Genomic DNA, 22,837 nt, shown 5'->3' with positions numbered 1-22,837 from the left:
ATACGCTCGTCGCCGAGGGGCCCTCACTTCCACGGAGTACCGACCACCTCGGCTTGGATCCCGTGGCCGACGCGCAGTCGGCAGTCGGACTCGGGCGTGGCGACACAGGGGAGGACGTACCCGGCCTCGAGGGAGGACGGTTTCAGTGCCCGCGGTGCCGTCTGGTGGCACATCTCCCCGTCGAGCAGTTCCGCGGTGCAGGTGCCGCACGCTCCGTACAGACAGCCGTACGGAAGGGCTTCGTCGGCCCGTTCCACCGCGTCGACGACCGTCTCACCCTCCTCGACGCGGATCGTCTCGGTCCGCCCGTTCGGGCGGACCAGTTCGACGGCGTGGGTCGTCGCGTCCGTCACGACCGATCACTGCCAGACGTCGCTCGTGCAGTCGCCGCCCGGCCAGCGGATCTCGTGAGCCCGCGCCGGTCCCCCGGGCGCGTCACCGAAGTCGACGAGGAACTCCTCGTCCAGTTCCATCCGCCCCTCGTCGGGGTAGACGTCGGCTTTGAACATCAGCGAACCCTCCGTGGCGATGTCCGGGAAGAACTGGTTGTCCCACGACGAGAACAGCGACGTCGTCCAGTAGAGCCGCTCGCCGTCCCGGGAGAGCTGGAGCATCTGCGGCGACCCGCGGATCTCCTCGCCCTGCACCGTCTGCCGGTCGCCGAAGAGGCCGCCGGCCCATATCCGATCGACCAGTCGCGGATCGCCCGCGTCGCTCACGTCGTACATCCGCACGTCGCCGTGAAGCCAGTTCGAGAAGAACAGGTACTGGTCGTCCAGCGACAGCAGGATGTCCGTGATGAGCGGCGGCACCGGCATGTCCCAGTCCTCGTGTTCGCGCGGGTCCTCGTCGATGACGACGTCCCAGTCCCACGCGCCGTCGCTTTTCTCGTAGAACCGGATGATGTTCGAGGAGAGCGCTGCGCCGACGTACCCCTGCGTCTCCTCGGGGTTGTGGCTCATCCGAACCTCGAGCGGAATCCGTCCCTGTTCCCCGAATTCGAGCGTCTGGAGGTGCTCGCGGTCGTCCCACGACCAGATGTGGACGCTGTCGCCGTACTTGCCCGCCTCGACGTCGTCGAGGTCGAACCCCGGATAGTAGGTGTTCGGCGCGGCCCACTCGCTCGAGATCATGACGTCGTGGCGGGGCTGGTACCAGTAATCGTAGTTCATCTCCATGTCGCCGCGGTCGGCCTCCCAGCTGCCCTCGATGCTGAAGTCCTCCTGGTCCAACTGGAGGAACCCGCCGGGGAGCTCGCCGTTCGCGTCGCCGAGCATGCTGATGACGATCTTCCCGCCGGGGACGCAGTGGACCGTGTGCGGCGCGGACAGGTCGTGTTCGAACACCTCCTCCGGTTCGATGACTTTCACCATCTCGGGATCGCGCGGGTCCTCGGCGTCGATGACGTGAATGCGTGAGGACCGCTGGCCCGGAACGACCAGATACTGTCGAGCGAGTCCCTCGGCGTGACACGACGACGAACAGGCGTTCCAGCCGAAGTGGTGGAGCTCGTCCCCCTTGTTGGGCATCTCGACCGTGTCGATCAGTTCGCAGTAGGTGTCCGACGCGGGGTCGAGGTCGACGACGCCGATCATGTCCGGACCCTCGTTCTCCATGCCCACTCGCGGCGCCATCACGTACGCCGTTTCTTCGCGACCGCTCTCGGTCCGCATCGCGGCCGGCGTCGGATACCCCGGCCCCTCGACTTCTTCATGCTCGTGACCGCTCTGTTCTGCATCGTGACCGGGCCTGTCAGTGCTCATCCCAAATCGTCAGTTGATATTAAGCACTATTAATAATGTACTATTATTTGTACTCTCAGCGCTTTCAATTATCGAAGGTGACGGCAGAGCTCACTGAGCGCGGTGGTGTCTGGACGGTCACCACCCGCCTCTAGTTCGCAAACGTGGGTGGACGGCGGCGCTACCAGGTGAGTCCCTCGTACGTCAGCCCGTCGCGTCGATCGATTATCCGTCGGCCGTCGATGACGATCGGCTCGCTCATGGCGTCGAACGCGTCGTCGAGCGCCGCGAACTCGTCCCAGTCGGTGACGACGAGCGCGGCGGTCGCGCCCTTCAGCGCGGCGGCCGCGGAGTCCGCATATGTGACGTCGGAGAAGCGCTCGCGCATATTGTCGGTCGCGACCGGGTCGTACGCCGCGACCTCGGCGCCGCGCGCCTGCAGCTCCTCGATGACCGGGATCGCCCGCGAGTTCCGGACGTCGTCGGTTCCTGGCTTAAAAGCGAGGCCGAGTACGGCGACGCGCTCGCCCGCGACGTCGGCGTGGGAGTCGAGGAGTTCGAGCATGCGTTTCGGCTGGCCGTCGTTCACCGCGACCGCGGCGTCGAGGAGGGCGGGCTCGTAGCCCGCCTCGCGGGCCGCAGCCCTAATTGCATCGACATCTTTGGGAAAACAACTCCCACCCCACCCCACCCCCGAGCGGAGGAACTGCGCCCCGATTCGGTCGTCGAGACCCACCGCGTCCATCACCTCGTAGGCGTCGATCCCGAACCGCTTGCAGATGTTTCCGAGGTCGTTCGCCAGCGAGATCTTCGACGCGAGGAACGCGTTGTTCGCGTACTTGATCATCACGGCCGTCTCGGGGTCGGTCCGGATGACCGGGACGTCCCCGTCGGTCGCGGCGAGCAGCGGCTCGTAGAGGGCCTCCAATCGCTCGGTTGCCCGGTCAGACTCGGTGCCGAAGACGAGCTTGTCCGGGTGCTGGAAGTCGTCGACGGCGGTGCCCTCACGGAGGAACTCCGGGTTGGTCGCGAGCTCGACGCGGTCGGCCGCGTCGCCGGCGCCCGCGGTGAGCGTCTCGCGGACCGCGCCGACGCCTGGGGGCGTGATCGTGCTCTTGACGACGACGAGGTGGCGGTCGGCGTCGGGGGCGGACGCGGCGTCGCCGTCATCGGAGGCGACGGTGCCTTCGGCGCTCGCCAGCGCCTCGCCCGTCATCTCGGCGGCCGCCGTGAGGGGGCCGAGGTCGATGCTGCCGTCCTCGCGCGAGGGGGTGCCGATCGCCAAGAACGTCACGTCGGCGTCGGGGACGCCGTCGTACTCGGTGGTCGCGCGAAGCCGGTCGCCCGCGTGTTCGGCCAGGAGGTCGTCGAGACCCGGCTCGTGGATCGCGGCGTGGCCGTCGTTCAACGCGGCGACGATGTCGGGATCGATGTCGATCGCGGTGACGTCGTGGCCCGCGTCCGCGAGGCAGGCCGCGAGGGTGGTTCCGACGTACCCGCTACCGACGACGGTGACTCGCATGTCGAAGCAAGCGACCCCCGACCCAAAGAGCGTTGCGCGTCTCCACATCGAGACGTCCGTCGCAGAGGAGTGAGACGGGACGGCCCGGTCCCGGACGATTCTTACCGGCGCGACTCCGAGACGTCGATATGTCCGAGCCCGAACGACCCGTAGAGGACCCGACCGCGAGCGGACGCGGGCCGGTCGCGCGAGCCGGGTGGGCGCTCGTCCTCGTGCTGCTCGCGGTGCCGATGGCCGTCATCCCCGCCGCCGGCGACCTCACGGTCGTCACCCTCTGGGGATTCCTCAACGCGGGCGCGTCCGGCTCGGGTCTCGGCGGGTACCCCGTGTGGTCGTACTTCCTCGACCAGTCGCGGCCGTTCGCGTCGCTCCCGGCGTCGATCCGCGCGTGGCCGCTGGCGGTCGGCTTCCACCTGCTCGCCGCGGCCAGCGCCGTCGCAGGCGTGGCGTTCGGCCGCGAGGACCGCCGCCTCACCGGTGGGCTGCTCGTGCTGGCGGCCGCGGCGAGCCTCTGGGTCTCGGTCGGACTCGCGACGCGGTTCGGGGTCGGGACCACGTCGGGGTTACTCACCGTGATCCCGGTCGGCGCCGCCGCGACGCTCGCGGTCGCCGTCGCCGCGTACGGGCGCGACCTCCGCGCGGTCGTCGTGCAGTGAGGGGGTCGGCGACCGTGAACCGGCGCCGCTGACGGGGAGGCGGCCACGCCGCGACGGGAGCGTTTCTCGCGGGGTTCGTGCAGCTCGTCGTGGTGTGACCCGCACGGGACCGCACCGGCTTTTCAACCCGGCACGCCCTGCGTCCGGACATGTCCACGACCGTGTCGACGCCCGACGCCGACGAGACGTGCGCCTACTGCGGCTCGCGGATCTTCGAGCACGACCCGATCTGCGTCCGGGACTGCGACGACGGCTGCGGTTCGCCCGCGTACTTCTGCAACTACGCCCGCCTCGCGGCGCACGTCGACGAGAACGACCTCACCGCGGGGAACGCCTGCGGGTGGTCGCCGGAGGAGTGACGTGATCAGGGCGCAGTCGTTCGGCTCGCGCGGGGTCACCGAACGCCCAGATATCCCGCCGTCGCTCTCGCGATCGCCCCGGTCGTTTCGTCGGTCAGTTGCCCTTCCTCGCCGCGGATATCCGCATGTCGTATCGTCACGACGGTCCACGGGTTGACGTACGTTTCGCGCGGGAGCCCCCCCCCGCGACGAAATCGCTATCCGTGAGCGGGATCGCAGCCGACCGACGCGTCGTCGTCGCGGCGACGTAGACGGCCTCTTCCTCCGCGAACGGATGCGTGTCGTCGTTTATCCGGATATACGGTCGAAAGTCGTTGTCCGAGAACAGATCCGGCCCCTTGACCACCGTGCCGCGTTCGGCGGTCACGCTTCGTCCTCGCCGTAGTAGTCGTCCGTCGTCGACGCCGAACTCGCCGCCTGCTGTGCGGCGAAAGACGCGAGCCGGTCGTCCTCGGCGACCGCCCAGTATCGACCCCGGTGACGGACGAGTCCGCGGTCATCGAGTCGGGACAAGACGGCGCCGACGCTCCCGCGTTTGATCCCCGTTCGCTCGTGGAGCTCGGTCTGCGTGAACGCCTGATCGTCGTGGTCGGCGAGGAACGCGAGGATGCGATACGGTTGCGTTCCGGGAGCGACGTCGAGTGCCGCCTCCGGCTCGTCGTCGAACGCGTCGATACCGATCGGCATGTGACATAGTATGTAATATTCTGTAATAAATGTGCGGTCGAGACAGAGTCCGACGAGCGTCGAAGCCAGCGCCAATGAGATCCGTCTCGGATCCGCGTCGTCCGCTACTCGTTTCGCGGACTGCTCGGGTGGTAGTCGGTGTCGTACTGGCCCGGGTTGCCGTCGACGCGGTCGGGGTTGATCCGGCCGGCGAGCAGCATGAAGTCGAGGACGGTGCAGTACAGCATCGCCTCGACGACGGGGACGGCTCGCGGCGGGAGGACGGGGTCGTGTCGGCCGACGACCTGCACCTCCTTCTCCTCGCCCGTCTCCCAGTCGGCGGAGCGCTGCTTCTTGGGGATCGAGGTGGGCGCGTGCCAGGTCGCCTCGCCGTAGACGGGCTCGCCGGTGGTGATCCCGCCCTGAAGCCCGCCGTGGTCGTTGCCGACGGGGACCGGGTCGCCCGCCTCGCTCTCGACGTGGTCGAAGGACGCGCCGTCGTCGAACGTCCAGTCCTCGTTGCGCTCGCTGCCGGTGACGTCGCTCGCGCCCGTGCCGAGCCCGTACTCGACGCCGGTCGTCGCCGGAATGGAGAACATCGCCTGCCCGAGCCGGGCGGGGAAGCTGTCGAACCGCGGCGCGCCGAGCCCGCGAGGGACCCCGCGGCACTCGAAGTAGATGGAGCCGCCGATGGAGTCGCCGCGCTCCTGGTACCGTTCGATAAGCGCCTGCATCTCGGCGGCCGCCTCGGGGTCGGCGCAGCGCACGTCGTTCTCCTCGCTGTGTGCGAGCAGCTGCTCGAAGCTCACGTCGTCGGCCTCGACGTCGCCGATGCGGTTGACGTGCGCTTTGATCTCGACGTCGTAGTCGGAGGCGTCGAGCACCTGCTCGGCGACCGCCCCGGCCGCGACCCAGTTCACCGTCTCGCGCGCAGAGGAGCGCCCGCCGCCGCCCCAGTTGCGCGTGCCGAACTTCGCGGAGTAGGTGTAGTCGCCGTGCGAGGGGCGCGGCGCCGTGACGTACGGCTCGTACTTCCCCGAGCGCGCGTCCTTGTTCTGGATCACCATGCCGATCGGCGTGCCCGTGGTGTAGCCGTCCTGGACGCCGGAGTTGACGACGACCTCGTCGGGCTCGCCCCGGGAGGTGGTGATCATCGACTGACCCGGCTTGCGCCGGTCGAGCTGCGCCTGGATCGCCTCCTCGTCGAGCTCGACGCCGGCGGGGACGCCGGAGACCGTCACGCCCATCGCGTCGCCGTGGCTCTCGCCGTACGTCGTCAGCTGGAAGAGCCGACCGAACCGGTTCCCGTTCATACCATCACGTATGGCCGGGGGCATATAGGGGTTGCAATCCGCGCAACCGAGCGCTCGGCGCGAGGGGCCCGTCACCGCTCGGACGGTGCGGCCGTGCGGTCAGCCGGAATCAGAGCTCGGGGCGCGTGCCGAGCGTCACGTCGACGGTCTCCTCGTCGCCGTCGCGGACGACCGTGACCGCGATCGTATCGCCCGGGCGCGTCTCCAGGGCGAGGTACTGCGAGAGGTCGGCGCTCTCGACGACCGGCGCGTCGTCGAGCGCCACGATGGTGTCGCCGCCGGTCGGCACCGTCGCGCCCTCGACGGTCGTCTCGCTGTCGGTGTCGCGGAGCGCGCCGTCGGCCGGGCCCCCGTCGACGACCTCGGCGACGTAGACGCCGCGGGCCTCGGGGAGGTCGTTGCCCGCCGCCAGCAGCGGGTCGACCGCCAACACGCTCACGCCGAGGTAGGAGTGCTCGTAGCTCCCCGTCTCGATCAGTCGCGGAACCACCTCGTTCGCGAGGCGCGCGGAGACGCCGAAGCCGAGGTTCTCCCCCCGGGTCGCGGTCGCGACGCCGATCACGGTGCCGTCGAGGGTGACGATCGGGCCGCCGCTGTTGCCCGGATTCAGCGCGGCGTCAGTCTGGATCGCGTCGGCGATCGAGAACCGACCGCGCGCCGTCGACGAGGCGGGGATCGTCCGGTTCCGGCCGCTGAGGATCCCCTGCGTCGCGGTGCCCTCCAGGCCGAGCGGCGCCCCGACGACGAGCACTTCCGTGCCGATGGGCGGGAGGTCCGTCGCCACCGGGAGGGGATCGCCGGGGAGCTCGCCGTCGAGCTCGACGACCGCGAGGTCGCTGTACGGGTCGCGGCCGACGACCGCGGCGTCGAGCCACGTCTCGTCGGCCGCCTGCACGCGGATCGTGTCCGGATCGCCGATGACGTGGTCGTTCGTGATCAGGTGATCGGCGTCGTACAGGAAGCCCGATCCCTGTCCGGCCGGCCCGCCCTCCGCCGGCCCGAAGGCGGTGTCGCGGCTCTCCACGTACGTTCGGACGCGCGCCACGGAGGGCGCGACCGCCTCGTACACCTCGTCGTAGCCGGCCCCGTCGGCGTCGCCGAGCTGCGAGTCGGTCTGCGGCTGCGCCGCAGGGGTCTCGTCGCCGTCGGGCGGCGTGCCGTTCGCGGCGAGACAGCCGGCCGCCGCACCGGTCAGCAGTGCCGTTCCCGCGCCGAGGACCTCGCGTCGGGTGCGCTTCATGGAGCGGGTTACGGCCCGAATCGGGTTAAACGACCGGGTGAGCCCGTGAAATAGAGGCGGTTCGTGACCGACGATGCCGACGCCTCGCCGCGTCCGGGACGCCGACGCCTCGCCGCGTCCGGGACGCCGACGCCTCGCCGCGACCGACGGGAGTTTATAAGCCGACGCCGTTGGTGGGGGCGTGCGCGATCGTTTCACCTCCGATCTGGGCGTGTACGCCCTCTCGGGTCTGTTCTCGCTCGTCGTGTTCGGCGTGGCGCTGGCGGTCCTCTCGCGGGCGCTACCGGGCGGGCTCGGCTCCCGCCAGCTCGTCGGACTCGTGGTCGGGTACCTGCTGTTCCTCGGCGTCTACACCGTCGCGTGGTTCATGTACAGAGAGATCGACAGCCGCGAGGAGATGTAGGACCCGCCGTCGGTCACCTGCCTGCCGAACGGTTTTCACGCCGCCCCGTGACGGGCCGGTATGACCTGGGACACGATCACGCTCGACGTCGACGCCGAGAGCGACGTCGCGACGCTCACCGTCGACCGCCCGGAACAGCTGAACGCGCTCACCGTGGACACGCTCGAAGCGATCGAAGACGCGCTCGCCGAGGCGGAGGCGGCGGGCGTCCGCGCGCTGGTGCTGGCCGGCGCGGGCGACGACGCGTTCGTCGCGGGCGCGGACATCTCCTACATGGTCGAGCTGTCGACGCCCGAAGCGCAGGCGTACGCCGAACTGGGCCACCGCGTCGCCGACAAGATCGAGTCGTTTCCGGCGCCGACGGTCGCGGCGATCGACGGGTACGCGTTCGGGGGCGGCTGCGAGCTGGCGTTGGCGTGTGACCTCCGGGTCGCCGCGGAAAGCGCCGTCCTCGGACAGACGGAGATCGACCTCGGCATCGTGCCGGGGTGGGGCGGCACCCAGCGGCTCTCGCGGCTGGTCGGCGACGAGACGGCGAAACGGCTCGTCTTCCTCGGCGAGCGGATCGACGCGGCGGAGGCCGCCGAGGTCGGCGTCGTGGGCGAGGTCGTCGACGACGACGCGTTCGACGACCGGATCGACGAGCTGGCGGGGGAGCTGGCCGCGAAGCCGGCGTTCGCCATGCGCGCCGCGAAGGAGGCGCTCAACGCGGTCCACGACGGCACTCAGCGGGGCGGGCTTGCCTTGGAGCGTCGGGCGTGGTCCGGCCTGTTCGGCACCCACGACCAGCGGGAGGGGATGCGGGCGTTCCTCGAAAAGCGCGAGCCCGAGTTCGAGTGACCGGCAAGTCCGTTAAACCAGCCGCGGTCGGCTTATAAATCGTACTGCGGTGCGGTGGCGCGCCTCCGAGCGCCCAGCGGGCGCGAGGAGTCCGCGAGGGCCGCGGCGACCGGAGGGAGCCGCGAGGCTGGGGAGACGTGAGGTGCGGGTGCTGTGCGAGGCGGGACTCGAAGGGGCAGCCGCGAGGGCGAAGCCCACCGACGTAAGCACCGCAGCGAGTGAGCGGAGCGAACGAGCGAGGAGCGCAACGAGGTGCGCGAGCCCTCGCGGCTGGGGCTTTGGAGGCTTTCAGCGTCAATCCGCCGTCGACCGCGTCCGACCGAGCGGTTGGAGCTTCGGGAGTGTTCGCTGTTGGGCTGGCAGTGATCACGTATTGCCGATCGGCTGGGGCGTCAGAAGCCTCTGTCGAGAGCGCGAACGCGACCGCGGTCGGGACCCGATCGCCGTGCCACCGGCCCGCATCGAGCGACGCAACCGCCACGCTTTATTAATCCGCCCGAGTACCGGCGACATGGACCAGTTGCGGCAGTCGCTCCTCGACGCGCCGATCATCGAGAAAGGCGAGTACCAGTACTTCGTCCACCCGATCAGCGACGGCGTCCCCATGCTCGAACCGGAGCTCCTCCGGGAGATCGTCATCCGGATCATCCGGAAGGCGGAGCTGGAGAACGTCGACAAGATCGTCACCCCCGCGGCGATGGGGATCCACATCTCCACCGCGCTCTCCTTGATGACCGACATCCCGCTGGTCGTCATCCGCAAGCGCCAGTACGGGCTCGAGGGCGAGGTCCCGCTGTTCCAGGAGACCGGCTACTCCGAGTCGGAGATGTACATCAACGACGTCGAGGAGGGCGACCGCGTGCTCGTGCTCGACGACGTGCTCTCGACGGGCGGGACGATGAAGGCGATCCTCGACGCGCTGACGAACGAGGTCGGCGCCGAGGTCGTCGACGTCGTCGCCGTGATCAAGAAGGCCGGCGAGAACGAGCTCGACGACACAGACTACAACGTGAAGACGCTGATCAACGTCAGCGTCGAGGACGGCGAGGTCGTGATCGTCAGCGCGCAGGGCGACGAATAACACTTTCGGGCTTTTTTTCAGGGAGGGAGCTGGACTCGCGGTTCGTTGCCGGCTGTGACTCGGAGACCACTGATAAAGATCGAGCCGCTCACTTATAAGCAATTGACCGCGGGTCGCCGGACTACACCGCCAGAGCCCAAGCCGCTCGGCTAAACGCGATTACTACCGAACCGTAGTGACCACTTCCAAAGCCCCAGCCGCGAGGCGATACGCGGGAAGTGCCGAACCGTTGGTGACTACCGCCAAAGCCCTACCCGTACAGCAACCGCGCCTCACGCCTCCCCAGCCTCGTCGCCGGCGGCTCCGCCGCCGGCTGCCCGTGGCGCCACGCGTCACGCTGTCGCCGGACTACGTCCGGCTGCAAGCGAGAGCTTCGCTCTCGTCCTGTCGGTGGTCCTCCGCGTCGCTCCGGACCACCGACTCCCCCGCGCTCGGGCTCGCGCCCTAACGGGCGCTCACCGGGGCACGCCGATCGCACCGTTCTACCCGGTCGCATGTATAACCGCCGATCGCACCGTTCTATCTGGTCGCATGTATAACCGGAGTCGTCCGTCCGCGCGGTCGAGTGCGCGCGACGCGACGGCGGCGCTCAGTCCGGGGCGCGTTCGGATCGGTCGAGCTCGATCGTCCGGTCGGCCCAGTCCCGGAGCCGCCAGAGGACCGCGCGCTCGCGCCGCGACACGGGGTCGTCGCTGCCGAACTCCGTCCCCTCGAAAGCGTTCACCACGACGAGCTCCGCGCCGGCGCAGTACGCGAGGAGGCGGTCGAGCTCTCCCGACTCGTGCTGGAAGGCGATCGTGGCGTCGTTGACGAAGACGGCCCCGGGGTCGGGGGGCGCGGCGGCGAACCGCCGGTTCGCCCGCTCGGCGTTCTCGCGGGCGAGCGAGAGCGTCTCCGCCGCCGTGTCGCCCTGTGAGCGCGGCGCGACGGCGTCGACGACACCGACCCAGACGCCCTCGGGGACCGAGACGAACCGGTCCAGCCGACCGCCGACGACGCGGTCCTCCCGCTCCAACTCCGGACCGAACTCGAAGACGGCCGCCTCGGACGGGTCGCGGTCGGCGAGCCAGTCCGCGAGGGCTCCCGCAGTCAGCGTCGTCTTACCGGCGCCCGAGGGGCCGACGACCAGCGTCGAGCCGGTTCGGGGGACCTGCCGGTCGGTCACGCGGGCGACGCCTCCTCCCGGGCGTACGTGACGAACAGGGCGAGCGTGGCGACCCCGAGCGCGAGCGCGAACGCGAGCACGGCGCCCGAGAGCGCGTCGACGCCGCCGCCGACCTGCTCGCGGACGAAGTTCGCTGCGAGCGTCCCCGAGACGACGAGCAGGGCGATCCCGCCGGCGTTCGCGAGCGGGGGGGTCGGCTCGGAGACCGCGTCGCTGTTGAGCAGGTAGAGCACGAGCGCGACGGCGAACGGCGTCCCGACGGTCCCCAGCGCGAGCACGAGCACGAGCTGGCCGATGACCTCGCCGCCGATGAAGGCGCCGAGCCCGGAGCCGAGCGCGAACGCGGCGAGCAGGGCCCGGTACCGCGCGTCGTCGACGGACGTCCCCCAGCCGAGCTTGTCGGCGACGAGAAACGGCGGCACGACCGTGTTCCCGCCGAGGGTGGAGACGGCGGCCCCGCCCAGCCCTAAGAGGAACAGCAGCCGGGCGTTCGCGCCGACCAGCGGCCCGAGCGCCTCCGCGGCCCCGACCGTCGTCAGCTCGGGGTCCGCGAGGACGCTCGCTGCCACGAGGAAGATCGCGACGCTGTAGACGCTGAAAGCCACGAGCATCGAGACGCCGACGTCGACGGTGGCCACCCCGTAGTCCCGGGCGGTCCACCCCCGTGCCCGCATCGTGTAGGAGTGCATCGTGATGAGCGTGATGTGGACCGCGCCGCCGAGGATCCCCGCCGCGAGCAGCGCGCCGCCCGCCGGCAGCGACGGGACGAGACCGCTCGCGGCGGCGCCGTAGTCGACGGGGACGACGGAGAGCGAGGCGACGAACGCGAGCACGACGGCCGTCACGAGGACCTTCGCGAGGAGCTCGACGAACCGGTAGCCGCGCCCGGCGATCCCGACCGCGAGGACGAGGGCCCAGACCAGCCCCCAGAGGCGGGCGTCCAGCCCGGTCAGCGTCGCCGAGACCGACGCGACGGTGTTCATGATCACGAGCTGGGCGACGCCCGCCGCGATCACCACGTCGGCGACGAGGACCCACGCCCACGTCTCGCCGAGGTGGTCCTCAACGACACTCGCGATCCCCCGTTCGGTGAGCAGGCCGAGCCGCATCGCGAGGTACTGCGCGAGCGCGCCCGCCGCCGCCGACAGGACGACGACCCAGAGCAGGGCGTAATCGAAGCTCGCGCCGGCGGCGATCAGGCCCGCCATCGTCGCCGGCCCGGCGGCGATCGCGCCCGCCACCCACGACGGGCCCGTCTCGCCGAGCGCCCGGCGGACCGCGCCGCCGGTCACCGCCGAGACGTTGGTCCGTCGGTTGCTCACGCGTCCTCACCTCGGTTCGACCGGGTCGCCGGTCGACCGCCGTGCCCGGTCCGGCCGGACTCGCCGGCGATCGCGTCCGCCTCGTAAACGAAGACCGGCGAGACCGTGAGCAGCGTTCCCCAGAGGAGGACGGCGAACGCCGTCGGGCCGACGACCGTCACGACCCGTCCACCTCCTCGTCGGCGTCGACGCGCCCGCCGTCGGACTCGACGGTGCGCCGGAAGAGCCGGTCCAGTCGCTCCCGCCGACGCGGCGAGGCGGCGGCGCCCTCCCGGTCGAGTTCGCGGCGGAGCCACCCGACAAAGTCTGCAAAGGCGTCGACGGCGTGGAGGTCGATCCACGCCGCGAGGTAGGGCCGGTCCGGGTCCCGATCGGCGACGCGGGACGCCCACTCGAGGTAGACCCACTCCGCGGGGACGAGCACGGCGAGGAAGTCGACGAGCGACGCCTTCGCCTCCATCGTGGGCGCCTCGCCGACCGCGTGGCCGAACGTCCCGATGAGCGTCTCGAGGAAGGCGTCGTCCCGGATCAAGTAGCGCCGGAACACCTCGTCGTCGAGCGCGCCGTCGCCGAGCTCCCGAGCGAACCGGTGAGTACCCGCCGCCGTCCAGTCGGGTTCGGCGCGCTCGCGGAGCCACTCGGTGAACCGCGGGTCCTCGCGGTCCGCGGCGTAGGGGCCGAATGACGCGGACACGACGGTGTCGGCGCCGCCGGCGTCGCTCACACCGACCACTCCTCCCGTCGCCAGGCGGCGTCCCAGAACCGGTACTCGTAGCGCGCCGACGTGCGGAACAGCTCGCGGTAGCGGTCCCGCGTCTCGGCGGTCGCGTCCGCCGCGACGTCGTCCATCAGCTCCTTACACCACGCCGTGAGCTCGGTGAACTCCTCGCCCGCGTACGTCTCGATCCACTCGGCGTAGCGGTCGTCCTCGGGCACGCCCTCGGCGGCGAGCCGCGTCCCGGTCTCGTTGAACCCCCACATGCAGGGGAGCAGCGCGGCGACGAGATCGCCGAACGTCCCCGCCGCGGCGGCGCGAACGAGGAAGTCGGTGTACGCCCGCGTGGTCGGGGACGGCGCCGTCGCCTCGAGCTCGGCTTCCGAGATACCGAACTCGGCGGCGTAGGCTCGGTGGAGGTCCATTTCGGTGTCGATCGTCGAGCCGAGCAGCTCCGCGAAGGTGCCCATCCGGTCGAGGTCGGGCGCCTTCGCCGCGCCGTACGCGAACACCCGCGCGTACTCCGTCAGGTAGTAGTAGTCCTGTCTGACCCAGCGGCGAAACGGCGCCTCGTCCAGCGTCCCCTGGCCGAGCTCGACGACCATGGGGTGATCGACGATGGCCCGCCAGATCGGATCGGCCACGTCCTCGAGGCCGTCGGTGAATCTCATGAGCGAACGCTGTGGTCGGACGGCCATATATCTTGGTAATACCACTGGGTTATTACATCGGCGCGTCCGCGTCGCCGCGGACGCAGTCGGCGGGGGGCACCTTCTTCCTGCGCCCCCCGTCGCTGCCGGGCACGGGCGTCTTTTATGCCGTGGACGTGAAGTGAGGGGTACACATGAGTAGCGCGCTGTTCGTCGTGAGCGAGGAGGGGTACTGGGCCGAGGAGTGCATCGAACCGCTGACGACCCTCGAGTCGGAGGGCGTCGACGTGACGGTCGCGACGCCGTCGGGCTCGCCGCCGGTCGTCGACGAACGCTCGCTCGACCCGGAGGCCGCGGGCGGTGAAGCGCGGGCCGCGGAGCTCCGCGAGATCGACGAGGAACACCCGAAGCTCAACGATCCGGAGCCGATCGCGACCGTCGACGCCGCGGGGTACGACGCGGTCGTCTTCCCCGGCGGCCACGGCACCGTCTGGGACGTGAACCAGGACCGACACGCCCGTCAGCTGCTGCTCGACGCGGTCGCCGGCGAGGACGGCGTCGCGCTCGTCGTCTGCCACGCGGTCGGTATCCTGGCGTTCACCCGCGAGGCCGACGGGACGCCCCTCGTGGAGGGCCGCTCCGTCACCGGGTTCCCGAACGAGTGGGAGGAGGGCATCGTCGACGACGAGGACCTGATGCCGGACGGCCGGAAGCTCCCGTACTGGGTGGAAGACGAGGTCGTCCTCGCCGGCGCCGACTGGGACGCCGAGCTCGACGCCGACGCCAGCGTCACGGTCGACGGCGACCTGATCACCGCCCGCGGGCCGGAGTCCTCGGCCGACGCGGCGACGACGCTGCTGGACGAGCTCTAGCCCTCGCGCCCGCGTTACCGCGGGGGGCTCCGAGGTCGCACTCCCCCGACGAGCCGTTTCCCGCCGTGCTCGTCCGCGCCGGACCGGGTACGTTTCGGAGGGCTACGTGTCCGAGTGGAGGTCTCTTTACGGCTATAGACGGCTATTACCGAGGTTTATTATCGGCGGCGGCGACTCGCGCCCATGGCCTCGACTGAGCGGGTCGACGAGACGTCGATCGGGATCCACCGGGAGTACGTCATGGACGTCCGGATCGCCGAACTGGACGGCGGACGCTACCGGTTCGAGGCGCCGCGCCACGAGGGGATCGAGTTCGAAGACACCGAGACCGCCGAGCTCTACGCCGACGTTTACTTCGACGTCAACGGGTTCGAGGAGGCCGGCACCGGCGACCGAGGCGTCCCGCCGATCATCATTCAGGCCGGCCGAGACACGCTCGCGGCGTACCTCCTCACCCAGCCGTACGCGGACCGGCAGTGGGTCGGCTCGTTCATGGGCGTCCAGCCCGGGAAGATCGAGCGGTACGCCTCGCGGGTCCGGAAGCGGGCGACCACCATCCGCCGGAAGGTCGCGGACCTGGAGGACGCGGAGACCGATCTCTGAGAGGGACGAACGCGGCCTGTTTTCGACGGGACGTACGGGCCCTTGGGATGGAGGGCCAGCGCCGCGACGGTCGAAGTCTCGGCGGAACGAGTAGCGGTACGGCAGGGGGAGGGCGGACGTGACAGGTCACGACCGTAGGGGAGCGGTCCGTTCGCTGCCGTCGGCTATATATCGACGGTAACTGCTCTGGTCTGGGGTGTTGACCTATTATAAACGGGTTTTACGCTAGGACACGGGACCTCATGTGGATGGTTAACCAATCCAAACGGCACCTGATGAAAGCCTCCGTTGCCGCCCTGGTCGGTGCGGGGGTCTCGGGCGCCGCGAGCGGAGCGGAGGACAGCTACCGGGGATACAGCCCCGCGGACTCGACGGACGACGACGACACGCAGACCTCGGGGGCACCGAGCGTCGTCGGCGACCTCAAGCGCTTCTCGACGACGGCCTTCGGCGCGGAGATGACCGGCCCGTTCGTCTTCGAGGACGGAACGTTGCTCCACAGCATCCAGCACCCGAGCCGCGACAACCCCACACCGTACGACAGGGCCGGGGTCGGGTACTACCGGAACTTCCACTTCGAGTTCGAAGGGACGAACGACGACTTCCTGGAGTCGCCGGCGCCCGTCGAAGAACAGCAGGACGGGGCCTTCGCCGCCGCCGGCGACTTCGAGTACCTGATCCAGGAGGGCGATCTGATCAACGGCGGCTCCGAGCGCTGGGGAATCACCCAGACCCCCGACGGTGTGAACGTCACGACCGACACCTTCGCGGGGACGACTTACGGTGACTCCGGTTACAACCCCGACGCCAACCACTTCGTCGCCGCGGACGACGACGGGACAGAGGGGTACCTCTTCACGAACGACGAGAACAGCCCCGGCAACGTCATGCGGACCCCACTCTCCCAGAACGAGGACGGCGAGTGGGAGGCCGATGCCGAGAACGCGGTCAACACGGTCAACACGGACGCATTCCGCGATATCGGGGGGACCCGTATCAACTGCTACGGCGACCTCAGCCCGTGGAACACGCCGCTGTCATCCGAGGAGAACTACGCCCATCCGCGCGCGAACCTCACGGGGACGATCGGCGATATTATCGAGGCCGGCGACGGCGAAGGGCTGCGCGGAGCGGCCTACTTCTGGAACCGGCCGAACCCCTCTGAGATCCAGACGGCGGTCAACGACTACGACGAGATCGACGGCTGGTACGTCCAGGGCTACTGGAACATGACCGGCGTCGAACACCTCGCCTACTACCTCGGCGCGGAACCCGTGGAGGCGGGCGACGGGAATCCGCTCGACCCGATCGGGGACGAGTACCCCAACCCCTACCGCTACGGCTACCACGTCGACATCCGGAATCCGACGGGCGATCCGGAGGATCTCGAGCCCGTCAAGTACTACGTCATGGGTCGGGCCGCGTGGGAAGCGCCGGACGTCCTGCCGAACGAACGGACGGTCTACGGCTGCTCCGACGGCGACAGCAAAGGTATCTACAAGTTCGTTGCAGACCGACCGATCCCGAGCTACCGGGACCCGATGGACGTCGCGGGGACGCTCTACGCGCCGAAGATCACCAACGACGAGGCCGCCTCCGGGAAGTCGCCGGCCGAAGTGTCGCTCGAGGTCGAGTGGCTGCCGATGGGCCACGCCTCGAACCGGGAGGTCGAGTCGTGGATCGCCGAGTACGACGGCGTCACCCAAGTCGATTATCTCGAGAGCCACGCGGACTGGAGCGAGGGCGACGAGGTCACCGAGGCGGCCCTCAAGCAGGCCGACCTCGAGGTCGTCGAAAACGGCAACAGCGACTACGTCTCCGACGAGGATATCGTAGAGTGGGCCGAGCAGTACGCGGACCGGGGTCCGGACGGCGTCGACGAGGAGCTCCGGCGGGTGCCCTTCATCGAGACGCGCGCCGCGGCCAAGGAGATCGGCGCCACGATCGAGTTCAACAAGGCCGAGGGCGTCGACAGCGTCGACGACGCCAAACCGGGGGACTACGTCTACTTCGGCGTCTCCGAGTTCAACGACGACTTGGCCGGCCCAACCAACGACGGCGGCGACATCGCGCTCGACCGCGTCGACGGCGGCGTCGTCTACCGCGCCGAACTCGGGCCGCGGTACGACGTCTCGACGCTCGAACCGGTCGTCGTCGGGCCCGACTTCACCAGCGAGGAGGCCATGAAAGACGTCGACGATTCGCTGCGAAACGTCGACAACGTCTACGCGATGCGCGACGGCCGCGTCCTCCTCTGCGAGGACGGCTGGCGGGGCGGCAACCGCAGTTACCCGAACGACGGGATGTACGTCTACGAGCCGGAAGCAGGCGACCGGCGCGGGCCGCCCGGCGGAGATCCACCGGGCAACGGCAGCGGGAACGAGAGCGGTAGCGGTAACGGGAACGGCAACGGAAGCGGTGGATAGGTTCGATACCGCGACTGCCCGAGGAGGGGTCGCTTACCCACGGCGCGGCGGCGGCTGACGCGTCGGTCGCGGCGTGGGTATCGCGCCATTTCGGCCACGGGCCCGCCGTTCTCCGGTCGAGCTACCGGATCACGAACGCCGGCTCTCCGACCCGTTCGCTCTTGCACTCCGGACACCGCGACGGCTCGTTGAGCGGGTCGTCGAAGCCGTCGAAGCCGCAGTCGCGGCACTCGGGCGGCGCGACGAGGAACTGGTCGTCGGCACCGGCGCCGTTGCCGTCGGCGACCGACCGCGAAACGTGTTCAAGGTGCTCGTACACGACCGGCGTCGGCAGCGACAGCGACTCGCCGAGCTCGCTCGCGGTCGCCGGACCCTCGCGGAGGACCTCGGTGATCCGCTGGCGCGTCGTCTCCATGCCGGTCGTTCGACGGCGGTATATAAAACGCCGACGGCGGAGTTCGCGACCGCCCTCACTCCGCCGCCCGCGGCGCCGACACCACCAGCGCGGTACTGTCCTCGCGCGCGGTTGGTTCGACCGCCGAGGCACCCTCGAACCGGAGGACCTCGCCGGCCTCGACTCGATGTGGGTCGCCGTCGAGGGCGACGTCGACCGCGCCCTCCAGCACGTGGAACAGCACGGTCCGGTCGGGGTGCCCGTGTTCGGGCACGCGCTCGCCCAACTCCAGCGAGAGCCGGATCGTCTTCGGCTCCCGTCCGGGGAACGCGTCCGCGTGCGGCTCGCCGTCGAGGTCGGCGATGCGAGTCCGCTCCGCCGCGTCGAAGTCGGCTGCATCCGCCTTCGGGAACTCGGCGACGAACTCCTCGGGGCCCTCTCGCTCCACCGCGTAACCGTCCGCGTCGAACGCCGGCACCTCGGCCGCCATCTCGCGGTAGAGCGGTTTGGGGTCGTGGTCGTTGACGATCGTCAGCGTCTCGCCCGGCGCCAGCTCCTCGAAGGCGCCGCGGACCCGGCCGTGTCGCTCGCTCGGCGGGAGCGCTCGTACGTCGAGTTCGGTCATCGTACCGCAGCGGTGCGGCCGCGACTCCCAAGTCCGGTGTCGCGAACACGTTCGGGTGGGGCCGTCGTTCGCGCGTCGGTCGGACTCCGGCGGTCCGTCGCGGCTCCCCTACGCCAGCCACAGCAGCCGGACGTTACTCGCGGTGAGGTAGGTGCCGACGACCGTGAGGAGGACGGGCGGGAAGTAGTAGAGGAGCGCGTCGCCGTCGCGGGCGCCGGAGACGCAGATCCACACCATCACGAGGTAGACGACGCTCTTCAAGACGACGAGCCCGGAGAGACCGACGGCGTCGAGCGCGAACGCGACGACCGGGTTCGCCTCCTCGACCGTCGGCACGTACTCCAGAAAGGCGATCGTCGAGACGATGTCTCCGACGCCGTACGTCACCGTCGCGGCGATCCACAGCCAGTAGAACTCCTGCGGCCGACGGCTGTACGCCGGGCGTCGCCGCCGTCGATCGCGGGACCGAGACACGACTCGACGTGTCCGGGCGACGACGTGAATCTGCCGGTCCCGCGTCTCGCTTCGCGCTCCCGCCGCGGCGATCAGTCGCGCCGCTTCCGGATCGTTCAATGTCGGCCGGCCGGAGGGATCGCCATGGGCACGCCACTGGAGCCACGGGAGGCGCAGGTCGCGGAGGTCCTCGATCGGCTGTACGAGGAGTACCCCGACTCGACGATATCGCTGAACTACTCGAACCGGCTGGAGCTGCTCATCGCCGTGATCCTCTCCGCGCAGTGCACCGACGAGCGCGTGAACAAGGTCTGCGCGGAGCTGTTCGAGACGTACGAGACGCCCGAGGAGTACGCGAACGCGACCCAAGAGGAACTGGCCGAGGCGATCAACTCCATCACCTACTACAACAACAAGGCGAAGTACATCCGGTCGGCGTGCGCGGACATCGTCGAAAAACACGACGGCGAGGTGCCCGACACGATGTCCGAGCTGACCGATCTCGCCGGCGTCGGCCGCAAGACCGCGAACGTCGTCCTCCAGCACGGCCACGACGTCGTCGAGGGGATCGTCGTCGACACCCACGTCCAGCGGCTCACGCGGCGGCTCGGAATCACGGAGATGAAGCGGCCCGCGGCGATCGAGCAGGACCTCCTCGACGTCGTCCCCGAGGATGACTGGCAACAGTTCACGCACCTCATGATCGATCACGGGCGGGCCACGTGCACCGCTCTCAACCCGGACTGCGCCGACTGCGTGCTCGCGGACGTCTGTCCCTCGGAGAAGGGCGACGCCGGGGTGGACCTCGCCAGCGGCGAGGCGTGGTGACGAGACGGCGAGACGCGGAGATCGGGCGGTGAGGCGTCGGGAGCGAGCGGCGAGGCGTCGGGAGCGGGCGCCGCGGTGTCGGGAGCGAGCGGCGAGACGCGGAGATCGGGCGGCGCGAAGGGCTCCGGCGGGCGGTTCGACCCGCCGCAGCCGTCCGCGCGTTCGGTTCGGTTCCGTAATCTGTTCGGTTCGACTATTTAAAGACCCAACCGATCGGGGGATCACAGAAATTCTTCCACGCGAGAAGGAACTCGCTGTCGGGTATAACTCTCCTACCGGAATACTCGCAAGTGAGGAGAGACACAATGTCCACCACAACGACAAACGAGTTCGGCGGAGAGTTCGGCGGGATCACGCTACTGGGGAAGGCGCACTCGCTGTCGGCGCTGTTCATCGTCATGCTCCGGGTGACGATCGGCGGGATGATCCTGTTCGCGGGGCTCGGGAAGGTGACCGGTGAGGCGTTCGACGCCAGCGGATACCTCGTACACGCGCCCGACGCGGCGAGCCCGGTCAGCGGACTGTACGCCGCGATGGGCTCGACGCCGTGGTTCGTCGAGTTCGCGAACGTGTTCGTGCCCGCGACGCAGCTGCTCATCGGCGCGGCGCTCATCCTGGGCGCGTTCGTCCGCCTGGCCGCGCTCGGCGGCGCGATGCAGATGATGCTGTTCTACCTCGGCGGGTGGGAGGGCGAGATCCTCGCGCTGTTCGACTCGACGCTGGTGTACGCGATCGTGTTCCTCACGGTCGCCGCGTTCGGCGCGGGCCGCGTCCTCGGGGTGGACGCCTACATCGAGAAGCTGGAGGTCGGCGGCGAGGCCCTGACCGAGCGGGTCCCGGCGCTCCGCTACGTCCTCGGCTGAACGGGGACGGCGCGGCGCGGGGCGTACCGGGTGCGCGACCGCCTGCTGCCGGCTCGTTTTCGAGCGTCGACACCGCGTCCAGCGGACGCCGGCCGCTGTAAGCGTCGGTACTGAACCGTGCGTATGCACCGGGCTCGCAGCCGCGCTTGGTGTCGACGCACTGAGAGTAATAGGTAGGAACTTAACTCGAGGGGCAGACGGTACGACGAAATGGCCCGTACTGACTCTCCTCGGACCGATCGGGACGCGGACATCGATGACGTGCTCACCGAATTGGACGAACTCGAGGAGCTCGTCGACCGAGAGGAGGAGCTACAACAAGTCCGCGAGACCATGCGAACCGCGCGGAAGGTCCGTCCCAAAGGAGTCATCGGCCGGTTTCAGACGCAGTTTGGTTCCCGTGACGCCGGCGAAGCGCTGGTGGGGAGTTTCGCCTTCGGGATGCCGATGATCGTCGAGGACGGCGCGCTCGAGATCGGTCGCTTCATCGCCGGGCGTCCGCTGGCGCTCGTATTCACGCTCCTGTTCGGCGCGGCCGTCGTCTTCGGGATACTGCGCGCCGGCGAATTCGGACGGGTCGCCGAAGACCGGATCTTCGGGATTGTTCCCCTCCGCCCCGTCGCGATCGTTACCATCGCGGGAGGGTTGGCCGCCGCGCTGTTGACCGGGTGGGGCCGGGTCTCATGGAGCGAGCCGACGATCGCGGGCGGACAGACGCTACTGATCGCTATCGTGATGAGCGTCGGTGCCTCTATCGGTGATATCCTGCCGGAGAACTAACGGGTCCTGTCGACGAGACCGGTCGCCCGCGTAGTCGCGGCGGGCGGCGCCGTGTTCGGCGCGCCGATCCGGCCCGAGAGCGTGCCCGCGGAACGGACTCACGGCGCGGTCCGTGTCCGACGACGGCGCCGGCGCGTCGTTTCGGGTTCCAATTCATATAAGAACGCGGGGGCGGAACGGAGGGGTAATGGATCTCGGTTCGCGGGACGCGTTCGCCAGCATGGGAACGCTCGGCATCGAAGAGGAGTTCTACATCGCGGATGCCGACGGTCGCCCGACGTCCGGAACCGACGACCTCGTGTACGGCCGCGACCCGCCGAGCGAGGTACCCGAGGGGTTCGACCACGAGCTGTTCAAGTGCACCATCGAGGCGCAGACGCCGCGGATCGAAGACCCAGCCGACGCCGCGGACGCCCTCGCGACGGTGCGGGAGGCGCTCGTCGAGCACGCCGCCGCAGACGGCTACCGAATCGCCGCCGCCGGGCTCCACCCGGCCGCGAAGTGGCGCGAGCTGGATCACGTCGAGAAGCCCCGGTACAAGTCGCAGCTCGACCGAATCCAGTATCCCCAACACCGCAACACCACGGCCGGCCTGCACGTCCACGTGGGCGTCGACGACGCGGACAAGGCGGTGTGGATCGCCAACCGCCTGCGGTGGCACTGCGCGGTGTTGCTCGCGCTGTCGGCGAACTCCCCGTTCTGGAACGGCTTCGACACCGGGCTCGCGTCGGCCCGCGCGAAGGTCTTCGAGAACCTCCCGAACACGGGGATCCCCTCCGCGTTCACCGACTTCGACGACTTCCGGCGGTACGAACGCCGGATGGTCGAGCAGGGCTCCATCGCCGACCGCGGCGAGCTCTGGTTCGACGTCCGCCCGCACACCGGCCACGGCACGGTCGAGGTGCGCGCGCCCGACGCCCAGCGCGACCCCGCGGTCACCCTCGCGCTGGTCGAGTACGTCCACGCGCTCGTGGTCGAGTACGCCAAGCGCTACGCCGACGGCGAGTCGCCACCGACGCTCCGCCGCGAGCTGTTAGACGAGAACAAGTGGCGCGCGATGCGCCACGGCCACGACGCCTCGTTCGTCGCCCGAAACGGCGAGGAGACGGTGTCGCTCGGCGAGGTCGTCGACCGCGAATGCGATCGGCTCGGGGTCGACGGAATCCGCGAGGTGTACGACGCCGAGAGCGGCAGCGAGCGCCAGCGGCGGCTCCGCGAGGAGTCCGGACTCGGCGCGCTGTGTGACGATCTGCTCCTGTCGCCGTAGAGTCCCGGGCTACGACCCCGGCGGGACGTTCCGACCGGCGCGGTTCCGTCGG

The 22,837-nt window shown here is 69.6% G+C and carries 26 protein-coding genes and 1 pseudogene; 12 read left to right on the top strand and 15 right to left on the bottom strand.

What is annotated here, in order from left to right:
- Positions 1-23: 23 nt before the first annotated feature.
- The 3 genes from R6U01_RS00885 to aglM all read right to left on the bottom strand — a co-directional run bounded on the left by R6U01_RS00885 (position 24) and on the right by aglM (position 3,264).
- On the bottom strand, positions 24-353 hold the full coding sequence (locus R6U01_RS00885) for a 2Fe-2S iron-sulfur cluster-binding protein (RefSeq protein ID WP_410284573.1): 330 nt from the start codon (positions 351-353) through the stop codon (positions 24-26).
- Positions 354-359: 6 nt separating this feature from the next.
- Positions 360-1,763: a selenium-binding protein SBP56-related protein gene (locus R6U01_RS00880; RefSeq protein ID WP_410284572.1), complete on the bottom strand. Its 1,404-nt coding sequence runs from the start codon at positions 1,761-1,763 to the stop codon at positions 360-362.
- 160 nt (positions 1,764-1,923) lie between these two features.
- Entirely contained in the window at positions 1,924-3,264 is a 1,341-nt protein-coding gene (gene aglM / locus R6U01_RS00875) for a UDP-glucose 6-dehydrogenase AglM (protein ID WP_410284571.1), read from the bottom strand.
- A gap of 128 nt (positions 3,265-3,392) precedes the next feature.
- Here aglM and R6U01_RS00870 point away from each other — a divergent pair, with 128 nt between their 5' ends.
- Together R6U01_RS00870 and R6U01_RS00865 are read left to right on the top strand one after the other, a co-directional pair.
- A complete protein-coding gene (locus tag R6U01_RS00870) occupies positions 3,393-3,920 on the top strand; it encodes a TIGR04206 family protein (protein ID WP_410284570.1) in 528 nt (175 codons plus the stop codon).
- 149 nt (positions 3,921-4,069) lie between these two features.
- A complete protein-coding gene (locus R6U01_RS00865) occupies positions 4,070-4,279 on the top strand; it encodes a hypothetical protein (protein ID WP_410284569.1) in 210 nt (69 codons plus the stop codon).
- A 35-nt stretch (positions 4,280-4,314) separates the two neighbouring features.
- Here the strand turns inward: R6U01_RS00865 and R6U01_RS00860 are convergent.
- The 4 genes and pseudogenes from R6U01_RS00860 to R6U01_RS00845 all read right to left on the bottom strand — a co-directional run bounded on the left by R6U01_RS00860 (position 4,315) and on the right by R6U01_RS00845 (position 7,498).
- A pseudogene (locus tag R6U01_RS00860) lies at positions 4,315-4,646 on the bottom strand (hypothetical protein).
- Complete coding sequence (locus R6U01_RS00855) at positions 4,643-4,966, bottom strand: MarR family transcriptional regulator (RefSeq protein ID WP_410284568.1); 324 nt, start codon at positions 4,964-4,966, stop codon at positions 4,643-4,645. Before R6U01_RS00855 ends, R6U01_RS00860 begins: the two are co-directional and overlap by 4 nt.
- A gap of 104 nt (positions 4,967-5,070) precedes the next feature.
- On the bottom strand, positions 5,071-6,258 hold the full coding sequence (gene aroC, locus R6U01_RS00850) for a chorismate synthase (protein WP_410284567.1): 1,188 nt from the start codon (positions 6,256-6,258) through the stop codon (positions 5,071-5,073).
- A 109-nt stretch (positions 6,259-6,367) separates the two neighbouring features.
- Positions 6,368-7,498, bottom strand: a complete 1,131-nt coding sequence (locus R6U01_RS00845) for a S1C family serine protease (RefSeq protein WP_410284566.1) — start codon at positions 7,496-7,498, stop codon at positions 6,368-6,370.
- Positions 7,499-7,679: 181 nt separating this feature from the next.
- Between R6U01_RS00845 and R6U01_RS00840 the strand changes: the two genes are divergently transcribed.
- The 3 genes from R6U01_RS00840 (at position 7,680) to hpt (ending at position 9,822) form a co-directional block, all read left to right on the top strand.
- Positions 7,680-7,901 carry a hypothetical protein gene (locus R6U01_RS00840; protein WP_410284565.1) on the top strand — a complete coding sequence of 74 codons (222 nt, stop codon included), beginning with the start codon at positions 7,680-7,682 and terminating at the stop codon, positions 7,899-7,901.
- Positions 7,902-7,961: 60 nt separating this feature from the next.
- Positions 7,962-8,741, top strand: coding sequence for an enoyl-CoA hydratase/isomerase family protein (locus tag R6U01_RS00835; protein ID WP_410284564.1), 780 nt, complete (start codon positions 7,962-7,964; stop codon positions 8,739-8,741).
- 511 nt (positions 8,742-9,252) lie between these two features.
- Positions 9,253-9,822 carry a hypoxanthine/guanine phosphoribosyltransferase gene (gene hpt / locus R6U01_RS00830; protein ID WP_410284563.1) on the top strand — a complete coding sequence of 190 codons (570 nt, stop codon included), beginning with the start codon at positions 9,253-9,255 and terminating at the stop codon, positions 9,820-9,822.
- Between the two features lie 589 nt (positions 9,823-10,411).
- Here the strand turns inward: hpt and R6U01_RS00825 are convergent.
- The 5 genes from R6U01_RS00825 to tenA are packed head-to-tail and all read right to left on the bottom strand — an operon-like array spanning position 10,412 to position 13,695.
- Positions 10,412-10,987: a hypothetical protein gene (locus R6U01_RS00825; RefSeq protein WP_410284562.1), complete on the bottom strand. Its 576-nt coding sequence runs from the start codon at positions 10,985-10,987 to the stop codon at positions 10,412-10,414.
- Positions 10,984-12,309 (bottom strand): divalent metal cation transporter, encoded by a 1,326-nt coding sequence (locus tag R6U01_RS00820; RefSeq protein WP_410284561.1) that lies wholly within the window; start codon positions 12,307-12,309, stop codon positions 10,984-10,986. The genes R6U01_RS00825 and R6U01_RS00820 overlap by 4 nt, the downstream gene beginning before the upstream one ends.
- Positions 12,306-12,470, bottom strand: a complete 165-nt coding sequence (locus R6U01_RS00815; protein WP_410284560.1) for a hypothetical protein — start codon at positions 12,468-12,470, stop codon at positions 12,306-12,308. The genes R6U01_RS00820 and R6U01_RS00815 overlap by 4 nt, the downstream gene beginning before the upstream one ends.
- Positions 12,467-13,033, bottom strand: coding sequence for a TenA family protein (locus tag R6U01_RS00810; RefSeq protein WP_410284559.1), 567 nt, complete (start codon positions 13,031-13,033; stop codon positions 12,467-12,469). The genes R6U01_RS00815 and R6U01_RS00810 overlap by 4 nt, the downstream gene beginning before the upstream one ends.
- Positions 13,030-13,695, bottom strand: coding sequence for a thiaminase II (gene tenA, locus R6U01_RS00805; protein WP_410284558.1), 666 nt, complete (start codon positions 13,693-13,695; stop codon positions 13,030-13,032). Before tenA ends, R6U01_RS00810 begins: the two co-directional genes overlap by 4 nt.
- Positions 13,696-13,868: 173 nt before the next feature.
- On the opposite strand from tenA, the gene R6U01_RS00800 reads away from it, so the two are divergent.
- The 3 genes from R6U01_RS00800 to R6U01_RS00790 all read left to right on the top strand — a co-directional run bounded on the left by R6U01_RS00800 (position 13,869) and on the right by R6U01_RS00790 (position 17,575).
- Positions 13,869-14,546 (top strand): type 1 glutamine amidotransferase domain-containing protein, encoded by a 678-nt coding sequence (locus R6U01_RS00800; RefSeq protein WP_410284557.1) that lies wholly within the window; start codon positions 13,869-13,871, stop codon positions 14,544-14,546.
- A 183-nt stretch (positions 14,547-14,729) separates the two neighbouring features.
- Positions 14,730-15,149, top strand: coding sequence for a hypothetical protein (locus tag R6U01_RS00795; protein WP_410284556.1), 420 nt, complete (start codon positions 14,730-14,732; stop codon positions 15,147-15,149).
- 248 nt (positions 15,150-15,397) lie between these two features.
- Positions 15,398-17,575: an alkaline phosphatase PhoX gene (locus R6U01_RS00790; RefSeq protein ID WP_410284555.1), complete on the top strand. Its 2,178-nt coding sequence runs from the start codon at positions 15,398-15,400 to the stop codon at positions 17,573-17,575.
- Positions 17,576-17,696: 121 nt separating this feature from the next.
- Here R6U01_RS00790 and R6U01_RS00785 read toward each other — a convergent pair whose 3' ends face one another.
- The 3 genes from R6U01_RS00785 to R6U01_RS00775 all read right to left on the bottom strand — a co-directional run bounded on the left by R6U01_RS00785 (position 17,697) and on the right by R6U01_RS00775 (position 19,068).
- A complete protein-coding gene (locus tag R6U01_RS00785) occupies positions 17,697-17,990 on the bottom strand; it encodes a transcriptional regulator (protein WP_410284554.1) in 294 nt (97 codons plus the stop codon).
- A gap of 55 nt (positions 17,991-18,045) precedes the next feature.
- A complete protein-coding gene (locus R6U01_RS00780; protein ID WP_410284553.1) occupies positions 18,046-18,594 on the bottom strand; it encodes a DUF2249 domain-containing protein in 549 nt (182 codons plus the stop codon).
- A 108-nt stretch (positions 18,595-18,702) separates the two neighbouring features.
- A complete protein-coding gene (locus R6U01_RS00775) occupies positions 18,703-19,068 on the bottom strand; it encodes a hypothetical protein (protein WP_410284552.1) in 366 nt (121 codons plus the stop codon).
- Between the two features lie 123 nt (positions 19,069-19,191).
- On the opposite strand from R6U01_RS00775, the gene nth reads away from it, so the two are divergent.
- From nth to R6U01_RS00755, 4 genes are all read left to right on the top strand, one after another.
- Positions 19,192-19,875: an endonuclease III gene (nth, locus tag R6U01_RS00770; RefSeq protein WP_410284551.1), complete on the top strand. Its 684-nt coding sequence runs from the start codon at positions 19,192-19,194 to the stop codon at positions 19,873-19,875.
- Between the two features lie 305 nt (positions 19,876-20,180).
- Positions 20,181-20,738, top strand: a complete 558-nt coding sequence (locus R6U01_RS00765; protein WP_410284550.1) for a DoxX family protein — start codon at positions 20,181-20,183, stop codon at positions 20,736-20,738.
- A 210-nt stretch (positions 20,739-20,948) separates the two neighbouring features.
- Positions 20,949-21,518 carry a hypothetical protein gene (locus R6U01_RS00760; RefSeq protein WP_410284549.1) on the top strand — a complete coding sequence of 190 codons (570 nt, stop codon included), beginning with the start codon at positions 20,949-20,951 and terminating at the stop codon, positions 21,516-21,518.
- A 187-nt stretch (positions 21,519-21,705) separates the two neighbouring features.
- Complete coding sequence (locus tag R6U01_RS00755) at positions 21,706-22,785, top strand: glutamate--cysteine ligase (RefSeq protein ID WP_410284548.1); 1,080 nt, start codon at positions 21,706-21,708, stop codon at positions 22,783-22,785.
- Positions 22,786-22,837 lie beyond the last annotated feature (52 nt).

The organism is Halorubrum sp. (assembly GCF_046498025.1).
Lineage (GTDB): Archaea > Halobacteriota > Halobacteria > Halobacteriales > Haloferacaceae > Halorubrum.
Note: the sequence above shows the minus strand (reverse complement) of the source record. Positions and strands in the feature narration are given on the sequence as shown.

What these genes read in the sequence shown, in the direction of transcription:
- R6U01_RS00835 (WP_410284564.1), top strand. Translation starts at nt 7,962, where the DNA reads ATGACCTGGGACACGATCACGCTCGACGTCGACGCCGAGAGCGACGTC.
- R6U01_RS00880 (WP_410284572.1), bottom strand. Translation starts at nt 1,763, where the DNA reads ATGAGCACTGACAGGCCCGGTCACGATGCAGAACAGAGCGGTCACGAG.
- R6U01_RS00865 (WP_410284569.1), top strand. Translation starts at nt 4,070, where the DNA reads ATGTCCACGACCGTGTCGACGCCCGACGCCGACGAGACGTGCGCCTAC.
- R6U01_RS00795 (WP_410284556.1), top strand. Translation starts at nt 14,730, where the DNA reads ATGGCCTCGACTGAGCGGGTCGACGAGACGTCGATCGGGATCCACCGG.
- hpt (WP_410284563.1), top strand. Translation starts at nt 9,253, where the DNA reads ATGGACCAGTTGCGGCAGTCGCTCCTCGACGCGCCGATCATCGAGAAA.
- R6U01_RS00800 (WP_410284557.1), top strand. Translation starts at nt 13,869, where the DNA reads ATGAGTAGCGCGCTGTTCGTCGTGAGCGAGGAGGGGTACTGGGCCGAG.
- R6U01_RS00765 (WP_410284550.1), top strand. Translation starts at nt 20,181, where the DNA reads ATGTCCACCACAACGACAAACGAGTTCGGCGGAGAGTTCGGCGGGATC.
- R6U01_RS00780 (WP_410284553.1), bottom strand. Translation starts at nt 18,594, where the DNA reads ATGACCGAACTCGACGTACGAGCGCTCCCGCCGAGCGAGCGACACGGC.
- R6U01_RS00845 (WP_410284566.1), bottom strand. Translation starts at nt 7,498, where the DNA reads ATGAAGCGCACCCGACGCGAGGTCCTCGGCGCGGGAACGGCACTGCTG.
- R6U01_RS00855 (WP_410284568.1), bottom strand. Translation starts at nt 4,966, where the DNA reads ATGCCGATCGGTATCGACGCGTTCGACGACGAGCCGGAGGCGGCACTC.
- R6U01_RS00870 (WP_410284570.1), top strand. Translation starts at nt 3,393, where the DNA reads ATGTCCGAGCCCGAACGACCCGTAGAGGACCCGACCGCGAGCGGACGC.
- R6U01_RS00790 (WP_410284555.1), top strand. Translation starts at nt 15,398, where the DNA reads ATGGTTAACCAATCCAAACGGCACCTGATGAAAGCCTCCGTTGCCGCC.
- R6U01_RS00760 (WP_410284549.1), top strand. Translation starts at nt 20,949, where the DNA reads ATGGCCCGTACTGACTCTCCTCGGACCGATCGGGACGCGGACATCGAT.
- aroC (WP_410284567.1), bottom strand. Translation starts at nt 6,258, where the DNA reads ATGAACGGGAACCGGTTCGGTCGGCTCTTCCAGCTGACGACGTACGGC.
- nth (WP_410284551.1), top strand. Translation starts at nt 19,192, where the DNA reads ATGGGCACGCCACTGGAGCCACGGGAGGCGCAGGTCGCGGAGGTCCTC.
- tenA (WP_410284558.1), bottom strand. Translation starts at nt 13,695, where the DNA reads ATGAGATTCACCGACGGCCTCGAGGACGTGGCCGATCCGATCTGGCGG.
- R6U01_RS00755 (WP_410284548.1), top strand. Translation starts at nt 21,706, where the DNA reads ATGGATCTCGGTTCGCGGGACGCGTTCGCCAGCATGGGAACGCTCGGC.
- aglM (WP_410284571.1), bottom strand. Translation starts at nt 3,264, where the DNA reads ATGCGAGTCACCGTCGTCGGTAGCGGGTACGTCGGAACCACCCTCGCG.
- R6U01_RS00785 (WP_410284554.1), bottom strand. Translation starts at nt 17,990, where the DNA reads ATGGAGACGACGCGCCAGCGGATCACCGAGGTCCTCCGCGAGGGTCCG.